This window comes from Leucobacter komagatae (assembly GCF_006716085.1).
Lineage (GTDB): Bacteria > Actinomycetota > Actinomycetes > Actinomycetales > Microbacteriaceae > Leucobacter > Leucobacter komagatae.
In genome coordinates this window covers 2,336,059-2,350,088 of record NZ_VFON01000001.1, presented here as the reverse complement: position 1 = coordinate 2,350,088, position 14,030 = coordinate 2,336,059, and the positions used below count along the sequence as shown (strand labels likewise).

11 protein-coding genes are annotated in these 14,030 nt (G+C 68.2%); 8 read left to right on the top strand and 3 right to left on the bottom strand.

What is annotated here, in order from left to right:
• Positions 1 to 23 precede the first annotated feature (23 nt).
• The 4 genes from FB468_RS10720 to FB468_RS10705 all read left to right on the top strand — a co-directional run bounded on the left by FB468_RS10720 (position 24) and on the right by FB468_RS10705 (position 3,047).
• On the top strand, positions 24 to 776 hold the full coding sequence (locus FB468_RS10720) for an amino acid ABC transporter ATP-binding protein (RefSeq protein ID WP_141888266.1): 753 nt from the start codon (positions 24 to 26) through the stop codon (positions 774 to 776).
• Positions 777 to 861: 85 nt separating this feature from the next.
• Positions 862 to 2,031, top strand: coding sequence for an alpha-hydroxy acid oxidase (locus FB468_RS10715; protein WP_141887328.1), 1,170 nt, complete (start codon positions 862 to 864; stop codon positions 2,029 to 2,031).
• Entirely contained in the window at positions 2,028 to 2,408 is a 381-nt protein-coding gene (locus tag FB468_RS10710) for a RidA family protein (protein WP_141887327.1), read from the top strand. Before FB468_RS10715 ends, FB468_RS10710 begins: the two co-directional genes overlap by 4 nt.
• A gap of 174 nt (positions 2,409 to 2,582) precedes the next feature.
• Positions 2,583 to 3,047, top strand: a complete 465-nt coding sequence (locus FB468_RS10705; protein WP_141887326.1) for an SRPBCC family protein — start codon at positions 2,583 to 2,585, stop codon at positions 3,045 to 3,047.
• Between the two features lie 211 nt (positions 3,048 to 3,258).
• Here FB468_RS10705 and dcd read toward each other — a convergent pair whose 3' ends face one another.
• Complete coding sequence (dcd, locus tag FB468_RS10700; RefSeq protein WP_141887325.1) at positions 3,259 to 3,864, bottom strand: dCTP deaminase; 606 nt, start codon at positions 3,862 to 3,864, stop codon at positions 3,259 to 3,261.
• A 220-nt stretch (positions 3,865 to 4,084) separates the two neighbouring features.
• Complete coding sequence (locus FB468_RS10695; RefSeq protein ID WP_141887324.1) at positions 4,085 to 4,747, bottom strand: TetR/AcrR family transcriptional regulator; 663 nt, start codon at positions 4,745 to 4,747, stop codon at positions 4,085 to 4,087.
• A gap of 95 nt (positions 4,748 to 4,842) precedes the next feature.
• Here FB468_RS10695 and FB468_RS10690 point away from each other — a divergent pair, with 95 nt between their 5' ends.
• Both FB468_RS10690 and FB468_RS10685 read left to right on the top strand, forming a co-directional pair.
• Positions 4,843 to 7,638 carry an MMPL family transporter gene (locus tag FB468_RS10690; protein WP_141887323.1) on the top strand — a complete coding sequence of 932 codons (2,796 nt, stop codon included), beginning with the start codon at positions 4,843 to 4,845 and terminating at the stop codon, positions 7,636 to 7,638.
• Positions 7,635 to 9,731, top strand: a complete 2,097-nt coding sequence (locus FB468_RS10685) for a YhgE/Pip domain-containing protein (protein ID WP_141887322.1) — start codon at positions 7,635 to 7,637, stop codon at positions 9,729 to 9,731. The genes FB468_RS10690 and FB468_RS10685 overlap by 4 nt, the downstream gene beginning before the upstream one ends.
• A gap of 4 nt (positions 9,732 to 9,735) precedes the next feature.
• On the opposite strand, the gene FB468_RS10680 is transcribed toward FB468_RS10685, so the two are convergent.
• Entirely contained in the window at positions 9,736 to 10,707 is a 972-nt protein-coding gene (locus FB468_RS10680) for an Lrp/AsnC family transcriptional regulator (RefSeq protein ID WP_141887321.1), read from the bottom strand.
• Positions 10,708 to 10,995: 288 nt separating this feature from the next.
• Here FB468_RS10680 and FB468_RS10675 point away from each other — a divergent pair, with 288 nt between their 5' ends.
• The gene (locus FB468_RS10675; RefSeq protein ID WP_141887320.1) at positions 10,996 to 12,351 is read left to right on the top strand and encodes an MFS transporter; all 1,356 of its coding nucleotides are present in this window, start codon (positions 10,996 to 10,998) and stop codon (positions 12,349 to 12,351) included.
• A gap of 5 nt (positions 12,352 to 12,356) precedes the next feature.
• Entirely contained in the window at positions 12,357 to 14,030 is a 1,674-nt protein-coding gene (locus FB468_RS10670) for an amidohydrolase (protein WP_141887319.1), read from the top strand.

The following is a 14,030-nucleotide window of genomic DNA, read 5'->3' as shown; positions in this document are numbered from 1 at the left end:
ACACCGCCACCGAGCGGACCCCAATGGTCGTCGCAGACGGCGTCTCGAAGAGCTACGGCTCGAACGAGGTGCTCAGGGACATCTCACTGACGGTGATGCCCGGCGAGGTGCTCTGCCTCGTCGGCCCGTCGGGGTCTGGCAAGTCCACATTCCTCCGCTGCATCAACCACCTCGAAAAGGTGAACGCGGGCAGGCTGCTCGTCGACGGCGAGATGGTCGGCTATCGCGAACAGGGCAGCAAGCTGTACGAGCTGCACCCGCGCGAGGCCGCAAAGCAGCGGCGGAGCATCGGAATGGTGTTCCAAAAGTTCAACCTTTTCCCGCACATGACGGCGCTCGAGAACGTGATGGAAGCGCCTGTGCTCGTCGCTCGGGTCTCGAAGGCCAAGGCCCGTGCCAGGGCCCACGAGCTCCTCGCCCGCGTGGGGCTCGCCGACCGAGCCGACTTTTACCCCTCGCAGCTCTCTGGCGGTCAGCAGCAGCGCGTTGCGATCGCCCGCGCGCTCGCGATGGAGCCGAAGCTCATGCTGTTTGACGAGCCCACGAGCGCGCTCGACCCCGAGCTCGTTGGTGAGGTGCTCGAGGTCATGAAGGAGCTCGCCGCGAGCGGCATGACCATGGTCGTCGTGACCCACGAGATGGGCTTCGCGCGCGAGGTCGCCGACACGCTCGTCTTCATGGACGGCGGCGTCGTTGTTGAAGCTGGCGACCCCCGCGAGGTGCTCGGCAACCCCCAGCACCCGCGCACGAAAGCCTTCCTCGGCAAAGTCCTGTAGCTGAGCTCTCCGCCTCCCCGGCCCACGGCTCTGGGGTGTATTCGGCGCGCCCGCACTTCCCAACCCTCACACTGAAAGAAGCCCCATGACCACCTCCTCACGCGTTGTCAGCGCAGAAGACATGAAGGGCGCCGCCAAGCGCCGCCTCCCCAAGATGGTGTTCGATTTTCTTGAGGGCGGTGTGCTTGACGAGATCACCGTCGCAAGGAACACGGCCGACCTCCGCGCCGTCGAGTTCAAGCAGCGCACGCTCGCCGAACTCGAGGGCTCACACACGGCGGTCTCCATGCTGGGGCGGCAGTCTGACATTCCGTTCTTCGTCTCACCGATGGGCATGCTCGGCATGATGCACCCCCACGCCGACGTCGGCGTCGCCCGCGCCATCACGCGCGCAGGGGGCACGTTCATCCACTCGGCCTGGTCGGGGGTCACCCTTGACGAGGTCGTCGCCGCGGCAGAGCCCGGTCGCGTGTGGGGGCAGGTGAACTACTGGAAGAACCGCGAGCACACCGAGCGCCACCTCGAGAACCTTCGAAAGCACGCGATCGACGTGCTCGTGCTTCCCGGTGATTGCGTGTTCGGTGACAAGCGCGAGCGAGACCTGCACCACGGCCTGAACAATCTGCCGCCCCGCCTGTCGATCCCTGACATGATCTCGTGTGCGCTGCGCCCAGCCTGGGTCGCGAACATTCTGTTCGGCCGCAAGGTCACGTACGGCAACTACACGATTAACGGCCGACCGCTCAAGATGTCGCAGATGAAGCCGTGGATGGCTGAGAACGAAGACGTGACGGTGTCGTGGCGTGACCTCGCGAAGACGCGCGAGAACTGGCAGGGCAAGATCGTGCTCAAGGGCGTCATGTGCGCCGAAGACGCGAGGCGAGCGCTCGACCTCGGCGTCGACGCGATCTTCGTCTCGAACCACGGCGGGCGCCAGTTCGACCGCCAGCCGTCAACGGTGAGCGTCATCGAGGAGGTCGTCGAGGCCGTCGACGGGCGCGCTGAGGTCTACGCCGATGGCGGTGTGACGCGCGGGCACGACGCGCTTGCGATGATGAGCGCGGGCGCAACGGCCGTCGGGCTTGGTCGCTCGGTCGCGTACGCGCTCGCCGCCGGCGGCGAGGCGGCCGTCTCGAAGCTGATCGCACAGCTCACCTCCGAGTTTGAGCAGGCGATGGGCTTCTGCGGCGTTGCCGACCCCGCGCTCGCCGGGCCTGAGATTCGCCGCAACACCTGGGGTGGGGGTGCCCGATGAGCGACATCGTGCGGCTGCCAGACCCGGCCGAGGCGGGCGGGGCGCTCTCGAGCGACGTTACGGTGCACGGCGGGCAGGCCTTCGCGACCGTGATCCCGCTGAACGCAGGGGGCGACCTCGCGGGGGAGACGATCGAGGAACAGTCGGAGGTGGCCCTCGTCGAACTCGCGCGCGTGCTTGAGGCCGCGGGATCCTCGCTTGATCGGGTGCTGCACCTCACGATCTACCTCACCGACATCGCGCGCGACCGCGCGGGCTTCAACGAGGTGTACGCGGCCCACTTCCCGGGGCCGCGGCCGGTGCGCTGCGCGGTCGGGATCGCCGCGCTCGCGCGGCCCGGAATGCTCGTGGAACTCACGGCGATCGCTGCGGCCTGACGGCCGCTACAGCATGGCGCAGGCCACGGTGCTCCGACAGGGGGCCGTGGCCTGCGCCATGCTTGTGGTGCTGTGCCTTACTGGAGCGCCCGAGTTTGGGTGGTGGTGAAGCCCGGGCGCGCAGTAGTGTCGTAATCCAGGGGCGCGAGCCCGAAGCCGTGGAGAGGGGCAATCATGACCGGAGTGACACAGACAGGCATCGTGATTGACCGTGCCACCGCGGCGTCGCCCGACTCGGTGTTTGCGGCGCTCAGTGAAGCGGCGTCGTTCGCGAGCTGGTTCGGCGGCGAAGACGTCGATGTGCCGGCGGAGAGCCTCGACTTCAACGCTGTCGAGGGTGACACCTGGCGTGCAACCATGGTGCTGCCCGACGGCAACACGATCGACTGGCAGGGGACGTTCGTGCGCGTCGAGCGGCCCACCCGCTTTGACTTCACCCTGACCGACCAGCCCGGCGGGGGCGGCACCGAGGCGCTCGTGACCGTGGCAATCGCCCCGGCAGACGGCGGGGCGTCGCTGCAGATGACGCAGGAGACCCCTGATTTCCCGCACGAGCAAAAGGCTGCGACCCTTGAGGGGTGGCAGACGTTCCTTGACGGCGTGCTTCGTATCGCGGAGGCCGAGTTGGCCGCGGAGTAACGCTTCTGGGCTGTGGCTGCGGCTGTGGCTTCCGGGCGACAGCTTCGGCTCCTGCGTATGTGAACTGCACTCCGTATGCCGCCACCCTCAGGGGTTGGGCATATCTAGTGCTGATCCCATACCTTGGGCTTGGGCTTGGGCTTGGGCTTGGGCTTGGGCTTGGGCTTGGGCTTGGGCTTGCTTGGACGCAACCCCCGGAAGGGCCCTGGCGCTACGCCCCGCGGCTACCCTCGTCGGTACCCGTCACGTCAGCGCGGTGGAAGTTCATGTGCGACCGTGAGGCGGTCGGGCCGCGCTGGCCGAGGTAGCGCGAGAAGGTTGCGCCCGCACCGTACGGGCGCTCCGCTGGCGAAGACAGCCGGAAGAAGCAGAGCTGACCGATCTTCATGCCGGGCCAGAGGCGGATCGGCAGCGTCGACACGTTCGAGAGCTCAAGCGTGATGTGCCCCTCGAAGCCAGGGTCGATGAAGCCGGCTGTCGAGTGCGTGAGCAGGCCGAGTCTGCCGAGGGAGCTCTTGCCCTCAAGGCGTGCGGCGATATCGTCGGGGAGCCCGACGAGCTCGAACGTTGAACCGAGCACGAATTCACCCGGGTGCAAGATGAAGCCCTCTTCGGGGTCGACCTCGACCATGCGGGTCAGCTCGGGCTGATCTTCAGCCGGGTCGATGAGCGCGTACTTATGGTTGTCGAAGAGGCGCACGAAGCGGTCGAACCGCACGTCGACGCTCGACGGCTGAACCATCGAGGGTTCGCTCGGAGTGAGCTTGATGCGGCCTGCGCCGAGCTCGGCATTGATATCGCGGTCTGAAAGCAGCACGCTCTAATCCTACCCGCAGGTGAAGGTGAGAGCCCCAACACATGTTCTTCGCATGAACACATCCTCTTTAGCCCAAACAAGATGTGCGCGGAAGAGAAAGGTGTGTGGGCCGGGCAAGGGATGGCCCGAGCCAGGGCCAGGGCCAGGTCAAGGGAAGGCGTCAGGTCAAGGGAAGGCGCCAGGGCCAGCGCCAAGTCAGCGGGTCAGGAAGGCCTGGCGCCTACACCGGCTCCGTGATCGTGAACAGCAGCTCGGCGAAGCGGTCGCCGAGCTCGTTCACGCCCTCTGGTGCGTCGAAGCCGCTCACGGCGCTCACCCGCAGCGCTCGCTCGTACGCCCCCGCGAGGATGGTGAGGGAGCGGTCGACGGGGATGATGAACCTGCGCCCCGCAGCGTGCACGATGCTCTCCACAACGTTGCTGAGCTCAGAGCGGAACTGCAGGTTGAAGTCGACGTGCTGAATCTCGCCCTCGGGGTGCCGCAGCGCGAGCAGCAGAAACTCTGTTTCGAGCGTGAACCAGCCGGTCTCGCTGCCGCTGGGTGACAGGAATGCCGTGACAAAGTCGGCCGCGTCTTCGCGACTCGGGGGCTCGGCAGCCTCTTCGAGGCACGCCGTGAGTTCGGCGGCCCGAAGCCGGATCTGGTCTGCCCGCTGCTCGTACTCGCGCCCGAGGAGCGCAAGAAACAGCTCTTCCTTCGACGAGAAGTTTGAGTAGAACGCGCCGCGAGAAAAGTCTGCGCGCGCACAGATCCGCTCGACCGATGCGCCCTGAATGCCGAACTCGGCGAAGACCTCGGCCGCCGCGTCGAGCAGACGCGTGCGGGTTTCACGACGACGTGCGCTCACGTGGTCGGCCTCGGGTGCCGCAGCATGTTCAGACATATCGCCTCCTCACAGATTTTCAACAGCCACTACGAATACAGTACTGTATCGAAACGGATACACTCCTGTATCTATCGCTGTACCGAGGGGAACACATGTCTTCCGCACTCTATGCCCTCGGGCGCTGGGCTGCTCGGGCGAAGTGGCTTGTTCTGGCCGTTTGGCTCTTGCTGCTCGCCGTACTCGCGACCGGGGCGCTCACGCTCGGTAAGGGCGCAAACGCCCCGATCACGATCCCGGGCACCGAGGCGCAAGACGCGATCACGTCGCTCTCGCACACCTTCCCCGAGGTGAGCGGAACGAGCGCGACCATCATTGTCGTCGCGCCCGAGGGTGACGACCTCGAGAGCGATCGCTACCGCGACGCTGTGCTCGATGTCGCAGACGAGCTTGACCCTCTGCCAGGCGTCTCGGGCGTGCTCACGCCATTCGGTACGGGCGAGGCCGCGGCCGCCAACACCGAGATCTCGCCCGATGGCCGCGCCCTGCTGATGCGGGTGCAGGTCGAGGGCGAGATGACGAGCGTCGACGACGTGACAATCGATGGGATCGCCGCCGCGACAGACGCCCTGCGCGACAGGCTGCCGGCCGGTGCCGAGGTCTCGTACGGCGGCGAGATGTTCTCGGCGGCCGTGCCAGGCCTGAGCCCGACCGAGGCGATCGGTGTCGTCGTTGCGTTCGTCGTGCTGATCCTCACCCTCGGCTCGCTCATCGCGGCCGGAATGCCGCTGCTCATCGCAATGATCGGCGTCGGCGTCTCGATCGCGGGCCTGTTCTTCGTGACGGCGTTTGTCGACCTCACCTCGACGACCCCGATGCTCGCGCTCATGCTCGGGCTCGCCGTCGGCATTGACTACACCCTGTTTATCGTGAGCCGCCACCAAGAGCAGTTGCGGGCGGGCCTGAGCGTTCGCGAATCGATCGCCCGCGCGACGGCCACGTCGGGCTCCGCCGTCGTGTTCGCCGGCCTCACCGTCATCATCGCGCTCATCGGCCTCGCCGTCGCGCGAATCCCCTTCCTCACGGCGCTCGGCGTCGCAGCGGCCGCCGCGGTCGCGGTCGCGGTGCTCATCGCGATCACGCTCACACCCGCGGTGCTGTCGATGGCGGGAATGAGGATCCTGCCCCGCAAGCACCGCCCCACGGCGGTGGTGGGTGACGACGGCGAGGGATCCAGCGCGGAGCCGATCGTGCCCGAGCAGACCCGCGCCGACAGGTTCTTTGCGGGGTGGGTGCGCGGCGCGACGAAGCGCCCGGTCATCACGATCCTCGCGGTGCTCATCGCGCTCGGCGTCGGTTCGATCCCTGCCCTGCAGCTGCGCCTCGCGCTGCCTGACGCGACATCGCTCGCGGTCGATGACCCCGCGCGCGTCACCCACGAACTCACCGGTGAGCACTTCGGCGAGGGCTTCAACGCGCCGCTGCTGCTCACCGGCTCGATCATCTCGAGCACCGACCCCCTCGGGCTCATGGACGACCTCAAGCGCGAGGTTGAGCGCGTGCCCGGCGTTGCGGAGGTGCCGCTCGCGACGCCCAACCAGGGCGCGGATACGGGCATTATCCAGATCATCCCGGAAGAGGGCGCGCACGCGGCGAGCACGACCGAGCTCGTGAAGGAGCTTCGCAGCCACCACGACGAGTGGGAAGACAAGTACGGCGTGAGCCTTGCCGTGACAGGCTTCACCGCCGTCGGTATCGACGTCTCAGCTCAGCTCATGACCGCGCTTTTGCCGTTCGGCATCTTCGTGGTCGGGCTGTCGCTCGTGCTGCTCGCAATGGTGTTCCGGTCGGTGTGGGTGCCGATCAAGGCGACCCTCGGCTACCTGCTCTCGGTGGGCGTTGCGTTTGGCGCGGTCGTCGCGGTGTTCCAGTGGGGCTGGCTCTCCGAGGTTCTGAACGTCAGCTCGACGGGCCCCGTGCTGAGCTTCATGCCCATCATTCTCATGGGTGTGCTCTTTGGGCTCGCGATGGACTATGAGGTGTTCCTCGTCGCCCGCATGCGCGAGGAGTACGTGCACGGCGGCGACGCCCAGCGCGCGATTCAGCGCGGCTTCGTCGGCTCGGCGAAGGTCGTGACCGCGGCGGCGCTCATCATGATCGCGGTGTTCGCCGCGTTCGTCCCGGCGGGCGACCCGAGCATTAAGGTCATCGCGCTCGGCCTCGCGGTCGGAGTGTTTGTTGACGCGTTCATCGTGCGCATGACGCTCGTGCCCGCGGTGCTCGCGCTGCTCGGCGAGCGCGCCTGGAAGATGCCGCGCTGGCTCGCGAAGGTGCTCCCGTCGTTCGACGTCGAGGGTGAGGGGCTTGCCCGCGAGATCGAGCACGCCGAGTGGCCGGCCGACATGCCGAACGCGCGCGTCGCCTCTGAGAAACTCACGCTGCGGGGTGCCGGCTCAAACGTGCAGGCACGCGACGTGCGGCTCGCGGACGGCGAGGCGCTCGTACTTGACCCGCGGGACGCCGCTGGACTCCCTCTTGCCCAGGCGCTCAGCGGCCGCGGGCGGATCGTCGCGGGCACACTGAAGGTCGACGGCCTGCTACTCCCGGAGCGAGCGAGCTCGCTGCGAGCCCGCTCCGCCTGGGCCGGCCTCGACACGCTGCGGCAGGCGCTGCGCGACGCCCCGACGCTGCTAGTGCTCGACCTGCGCTCGGCAGAGCTCGCACCGCTCTCGCCTGCGGCCGTGTCTGACGCGCGCTCCGCCCTCGCGGCCTGGCACGTTGACCGCGGCCGAGACAGTGCCCCACCGATCCTGGTGGTGCTGGGCGGGCGCGAAGCCGCTGAGCGGCTCTTGCCCGACGGGCACACCGCGGTCTCACTTTCCCCGGAACACGCCGAGCGTCTCGACCCTGCCGGGCACCTCGACCGCATCGAACTGGAGGGCGCACGATGACCCCCGCACTTACCCCGCTGCGCGGCAAGCGCATCAGCTGGACGACAATGCTTGGGCTGGTGCTGGTGCCGCTCACCGTCGCAGGCCTCTTCCTCTGGGGGCTGTGGAACCCGAGCGAGCGCCTCGAGACCGTGACGGCCGCCGTCGTGAACGCCGATGAGCCCGTCGAGGTCGGCGGCCAGCTCGTACCCCTCGGGCGCGTGCTCGCGGCAGAGCTCATCTCGGGCGGCTCGAGCGGATCGGACGGGTCGGACGACGGCACCGAGGATAGCGGCGAAAGTGCCTCCGGCGACGCCGCGAAGCCGCGCCAGAACTTCACCTGGGTGCTCACCGACGCGGAAGATGCGGCGGCCGGGCTGAAGGACGGCCGGTTCGCGACGAGCATCACGATCCCGAAGAACTTCTCGGCAGCCGCCACGTCCCTCTCAGACGGGCCCGAGGGCGCGCGTACCGCGACGATCGAGATCGCCGAGAGCACCCAGGGGCGACTGCTCGACACCGCGCTGTCTGGGATCGTGACGCAGACCGCGACGCGAGTGCTCAACCAGCAGCTCGGCGAGCAGTTCGTCGGCAACGTGTTCGTCGGCATGAGCTCCCTCCACGACGGGGTCAGCGAGGCAGCCGATGGCGCAGACAAGCTTGCTGACGGTGGCAAGCAGCTCGCCGACGGCACGACCGAGCTTGCGGCGGGCACCACGGGCCTTGCCACCGGCGTGCAGGAACTCTCGGGCGGCGCCCAGCAGCTCGCGGGCGGCGCCTCCCAGCTCGCCGCCGGCACCCAGGAGCTCGCCGCTGGCGCGACCGGGCTTGAGGGCGCCGCTGCTGGCCTCGCTGGCGGGGCTGCGGAGCTCGCCCAGGGCACGCGCGACTCGGCAACGGGTGGGGCTAGCTTGGCCGACGGCGTCGAGCAGTACACGGGCCTCGTGAACAGCGTGCTCGAGCCGATCATCGCGGGCGCCGGCCAGGCGCTCGAACCGCTGCAGCAGCTACGGGCCACGATCGAGGCACTCCCCGACGAGCTCTTCCCGCCCGAGTACCCGAAGGCGAACCTGCTCGCGACCGTAGATCAGGCCATCGCCGAGGTTCAGGCCGCGGCCGACGGCAGCGACGCATCGCAGCTCGTGCAGCTGCGCAACGCGGGTGCCGACCTCGCGAGTGGCGCCCGCGCGTCAGCGAACGGGCAGGCCGAGCTCGCGACTGGCGCCGAGAACTTCGCCGCGGGCGTCGGTGAGTTCGCCGGCGGAATGTCAGCGTTCTCCGGCGGCGTCTCGCAGCTCGCGGGCCAGGCGCCCGCGCTCGCTGACGGCGCCAACCAGCTCGCCGGTGGTGTCTCGCAGGTTGCGACGGGTGCGGGTGAACTCGCCGATGGCGCGGGCAAGCTCGCCGAGGGCGCCGACGCTGCGGCTAAGGGCACGAAGACGCTTGCCTCAGGCCTGGACGAGGCCGCATCCCAGATTCCGAACTACACCGAAGACGAGCGCAAGGTGATGGCGGAGACCGCCGTCGAAGCCGTAAAGGCCGAGGGCGGCAGCGACGAGCTCTTCAACTCCTCAGGCGTGCCGCTCTTCGCCGGGATCGCACTGTGGGCGGGCGCGCTCGCCGCGTTCCTCGTGCTCTCGCCGCTCTGGTCGCGCACCCGCGAGGCCGCCAAGGGCGTGTTCGCGATCACGCTGCGCAGCGCCCTCCCCGCGGTGCTGCTCGGTGCCGCGCAGGGCGCGATCGCCGGCATTGTGCTGCCGCTCGCGCTGCGCTACACGTTCGGTCAGGGCGTCGGCTTCTTCGGCCTCGCCGTACTCGCGGGCGTCGCGTTCGCACTCATCGTGCAGGGGCTCTCGGCACGGTTCGGTGGCTTCGGCAGGTTCCTCGCCTTCGCGCTGCTCGTCGTCGCGTTCACCGTCGGCATCGTCTCGACGGTGCCGGGGCTGCTCTCGGCAGTTGGCGACGCGAGCCCGATTGGCGCGGCCTTCACCGGCTTCCAAGCGCTCGCCGCAGGGGTCAGCGGGGCCGGGGGAGCCGCGGCGCTGCTGGCGCTGTGGGGCGCGGCCGGTGTCGCACTCACGGCCTGGGCTGTGGCGCGGGAGCGGAGGGCCTAGGGGCCTACCGGGCCACCTGCCACCCTCCGTTGCCGCCAACGGCGCGTTCGATCGCGCGCTCGTAGTTCTCCTTGACGATGTCGTAGTGGGCCCACGACTCAACGGCGCTCACGCTCGGGAGTGCTCGAAGCTCCTCCGTGGCGCGCAGGAGGTGCGCCGCGGAGGGCCCTTCAAGCGTGGCGACGTAGTCGAACCGGCCGTGCGTGCGAGCCGCGAAGTCGACGTCGGGGGAGCGGAGCAGGAACTCGCGGATGGGCGCCGAGTCGCCCCGGGCGGAAATGCCGAGGCCGATCGCGATGCGGGATCGCGTGAGCTGGCCCGAGGTGATCGCTGAGATGCGGATCACGCCCGCCTCGACGAGCCGGTGTACCCGAGCCCTCACCGATGACGGGGAGAGGTGAACCTGCTCTCCCAGTGAGCGGAAGCTCATGCGGCCGTCGCGCTGAAGCAGCTTGATGAGGTCGGTGTCGAGCTCGTCAATAGTGACGGGACTGCGGCGGTCAGCGACGAAGAACCCGCTGAGCACGTCGACGTAGGTCGTCACGAGGAGGGACCGCACGCCAGGGATCGCGCGCACCGCATCGAGCACCTCGTGGAGCTCGGCCGAATCGCGGTGGCGCGATTCGAACACGAGTGGCATGCTGCCACTCGTCAGCGAGACGAACACGCTGTTTGGCAGCGCCGCGATTCGCTCAGCGACGGGCCGGAGCGGACCATCGACGACGACGGCGGCGTGCGTCAGCACGTGGTGGCCTGCGAAGTGTGGGTCGAGGGCTGCAACGACCCGCACCCCCTCTTGCTCGATCAGGCGGCGCAGCCGCTGAGACGCGACGTCGCGCGAGACCCCCAGCGTCTCGGCGAGGTCGTGAATCGAGGCGCGCCCGTCCTCTTGGAGCGCCCGGATGAGGAACGCGTCGACATCGTCGAAGCCGGCCTCGCGCGGCGGGTGGCGTCGACCCGGCGGGGGAGTAGACATGCAGCGATCCTCTCTTGGCGAGCGCCCCGGGGCGCCGCCGACGGCTCCATTGCGGGTGCTCACTACGATACGCGGGTTTGAGGGTCGATGGGCGCATAAGTTCTGTGAAATCACGCTCTGCTGACCCACTATGCGCGCACATGGCCTGAACCGCTCGCAAAACGTCGGCGTAGGAGCCCGTCAGCTACCGTTTCGCGCATGCGGTGCACAGCATTTCGCTCTACAGTTCAAGGTGCGCGCCGCACGCTCGGTACCCGCGGCGCACCCAGTCGAGCAAGGGAGCTTTGCATGTCATCGTCCACAGCCAGCGCGCCGGTCTTCACGCACCGGCGCGCGCTCCGATCCGGCTTCGCGGCCATGGTCGGCACCACGATCGAGTGGTACGACTTCTACGTGTACGCCACGGCCGCCGCAATCGTCTTCCCCGTCGTGTTCTTCCCCGAGCTCGACCGCGGCATGGCGACGCTCGCGTCATTTGGCACCTACGCTGTCGCGTTCTTCGCCCGCCCCCTCGGTGGCATCATCTTCGGCCACATCGGCGACAAGATTGGGCGGAAGCCAGCACTCACCATCACGCTGCTGCTTATGGGCGTCGCGACAACCCTTGTCGGAGTTCTTCCCGACTACAACACGATCGGCATCATGGGGCCGATTCTGCTCATCGTGCTGCGCATCGCGCAGGGCCTCGCCGTCGGCGGCGAGTGGGGCGGTGCGAGCCTCATGTCGGTCGAGAGCGCGCCTGCGAAGTTCAAAAACTTCTACGGCGGCTTCACGCAGATCGGCAACCCGCTTGGCGCGCTCATGTCGTCGGGTGCGTTCTGGATCCTCGCGCTCATGGGCGACGACGTGCTCTACACGTGGGGCTGGCGCTTGCCGTTCCTCTTCTCCATCGTGCTGATCTTCGTCGGGCTGTGGGTGCGCTACCGCGTCGAAGAGACCCCGGTGTTTGAGGAGAAGGTCGGCGGGAAGCAGCAGTCAACCCCGCTGTTCTTCGCCGTGAAGAACAACTGGTGGCCGATCCTGCTCGGCTTCTGCATCGTCGCGATCTCCTCGGGCGGTTACGTCGTCGCGACGACGTTCGTGCAGAGCTACGCGACGAGCCCCGAGGTTGGCCTCTCGCCCGACATCATTCTCGGCGCGATGACGATCGCGGCCCTCGTCGAGGCCCTCGTCACCCTGCCCCTCGCGCTGCTCGGCGACAAGATCGGCGGCAAGTGGGTCATGTACATCGGCATCATCGGCTCGTTCGCCGCGGTCGTGCCGCTCGTCATCTTCATCGAGGGCCACAACGTCGCGATGATCTACCTCTTCGTCTCGGTCGTGCGCCTTGCACTCAGCGGTGCGTGGGCGCCGCTCTCGACGATCATGACGCAGATGTTCCGCCCGCAGGCCCGCTACACCTCGATGTCGCTGTCGTACGGCGTCGGTGCGGCGGTCTGGGGTGGCCTCTCGCCCGCGATCGCGACGGCGCTGCTCGCCGCCACCGGAAACTTCTGGTCGGTCATCGCGTTCTACGGCCTGCTCTCGGCCGTCGCCCTGTTCGGTGTGTTCTTCGCGCCGCAGCACTCTGACGCCGCGCCGGTCACCGGATCGTTCCGGCCCAGGCTCGACACCACCGCAGTTCCCACCACCGAAGGAAAGTAAGCACTATGCGCTCGCTCGCCACCTATGACGCACGCAACTCGGCCCCGACGATTGTCACCGCCGAGCGAATCCTGACGGTCGACGAGAGTCGGCCCGAGGCGGAAGCCCTGCTCACCGCTGGGGGCATGATTCTAGCGGTTGGCACGCTCGCCGAGTGTGAGCAGGCGGCGGAGCACGCGGGGATTTCCCCCGTGCGCGTCGATCACGCCGGAGCCACGATTGTTCCCGGCTTCGTCGACGCGCACGCCCACCCCCTCATGTACGGGCAGCTGCTCACCTGGGTAGACATCACGCCGGCGAAGGCCGCCAGCATCCCCGAGATCATCGAGCTCATGCGCGAGGCCGCGACGCACCTCCCCGCCGGCGTCCCGCTGCGCGGCTTCGGTTACGAGCAGCGCAACCTCGCCGAGCAGCGCCACCCAACCAGGCACGAGCTTGACCAGATCGCGACCGACCGTGAGGTGTACATTATGAACGCCTCCGGCCACGGCGGGGTGGTGAACACGTTCACGTTCGAGAAGTTCGGCGTGACGCGAGACACTCCGAACCCCGAGGGCGGCGAGTTCTTCCGCGATGCCGAGGGTGACCTCACCGGTGAGCTGTCTGACGCGGCGTGCAACGTGCTCACGGGCCTCCACGGGGTCAAGGTCGGCCACCACGGCCCGAACTTCCACCTCGGCGACGAGCCCGCCGAGCACCAGCGCCAGCTCGACCTGGTGCAGCGCGAGTTCTTGCGCGGTGGCGTCACCGCGATCGGTGACGCGCAAGTCTCGAAACGCGAGTTCGCCGCCTACCTTGAGATGGCTGATCGCGGAGCGCTCGACATGCGCGTCTCCATGTACTTCCTCTCCCACCTCCTCGACCAGGTCGTCGACCTCGGGCTCACGGGCCCCTTCGGCAACGCGTTCCTCTCGGCCGCGGGCATCAAGCTGTACGCCGACGGTACGCTCGGCGGCTGGACAGCGTACTTCCCCGACGGCTACCTCGGCGACCCCTGCCGCACCGGGCAGCTCTACCACGAGCCGCGCGAGTACACCGAGCTCGTGCGGAAGGCGCACGGCTTCGGGCTGCAGACGGCGACGCACGCGCAGTCTCCGATCGCGATCAAGATGGTCGTCGACGCGATCGAGCAGGCGCTCGCTGATCGCCCCGACGCAGACGCCCGGCACCGCATCGAGCACTGCGGCCTCCCCACACCCGAGGAGATCGGCCGCATGGCGCAGCTCGGCATTCGCCCCGTGAACCAGACGCAGCACTACTACAACTGGGGCGAGGGTGTGGAGCAGGCCATCGGTACCCCGGGCGAGCGGTTCAACCCGCTCGGCGAGTTCCGCGATGCGGGCGTGCCGATCACGATCTCGTCTGACGCGCCCGTCGCCGAGCCACGCCCACTCGAAGCGATCCAGGCGGCCGTGACACGGGTCACCCGCCGCGGCCACAAGCTCGGCGAAGACTCGCTGCGCATCACCGCAGCAGAGGCGCTTCGCGGTCACACCCTCGAGGGCGCGAAGACGCTCGGGCGCGAGGCCGAGTTCGGTTCGCTTGAGGTGGGCAAGCGCGCCGACTACGTCGTGCTCGGGCAGAACCCGCTCGACATCGATGGCGCTGACATCGCCGCTATCCCGGTCATTGAGACCTGGGTGGACGGCTCACTGAAGTTCCGCGCGGAGGGAGCATAG

Bases quoted from the DNA above. Each gene is read 5' to 3' on its own strand.
- FB468_RS10720 (WP_141888266.1), top strand. From the start codon at position 24: ATGGTCGTCGCAGACGGCGTCTCGAAGAGCTACGGCTCGAACGAGGTG.
- FB468_RS10715 (WP_141887328.1), top strand. From the start codon at position 862: ATGACCACCTCCTCACGCGTTGTCAGCGCAGAAGACATGAAGGGCGCC.
- FB468_RS10710 (WP_141887327.1), top strand. From the start codon at position 2,028: ATGAGCGACATCGTGCGGCTGCCAGACCCGGCCGAGGCGGGCGGGGCG.
- FB468_RS10705 (WP_141887326.1), top strand. From the start codon at position 2,583: ATGACCGGAGTGACACAGACAGGCATCGTGATTGACCGTGCCACCGCG.
- FB468_RS10695 (WP_141887324.1), bottom strand. From the start codon at position 4,747: ATGTCTGAACATGCTGCGGCACCCGAGGCCGACCACGTGAGCGCACGT.
- FB468_RS10690 (WP_141887323.1), top strand. From the start codon at position 4,843: ATGTCTTCCGCACTCTATGCCCTCGGGCGCTGGGCTGCTCGGGCGAAG.
- FB468_RS10685 (WP_141887322.1), top strand. From the start codon at position 7,635: ATGACCCCCGCACTTACCCCGCTGCGCGGCAAGCGCATCAGCTGGACG.
- FB468_RS10680 (WP_141887321.1), bottom strand. From the start codon at position 10,707: ATGTCTACTCCCCCGCCGGGTCGACGCCACCCGCCGCGCGAGGCCGGC.
- FB468_RS10675 (WP_141887320.1), top strand. From the start codon at position 10,996: ATGTCATCGTCCACAGCCAGCGCGCCGGTCTTCACGCACCGGCGCGCG.
- FB468_RS10670 (WP_141887319.1), top strand. From the start codon at position 12,357: ATGCGCTCGCTCGCCACCTATGACGCACGCAACTCGGCCCCGACGATT.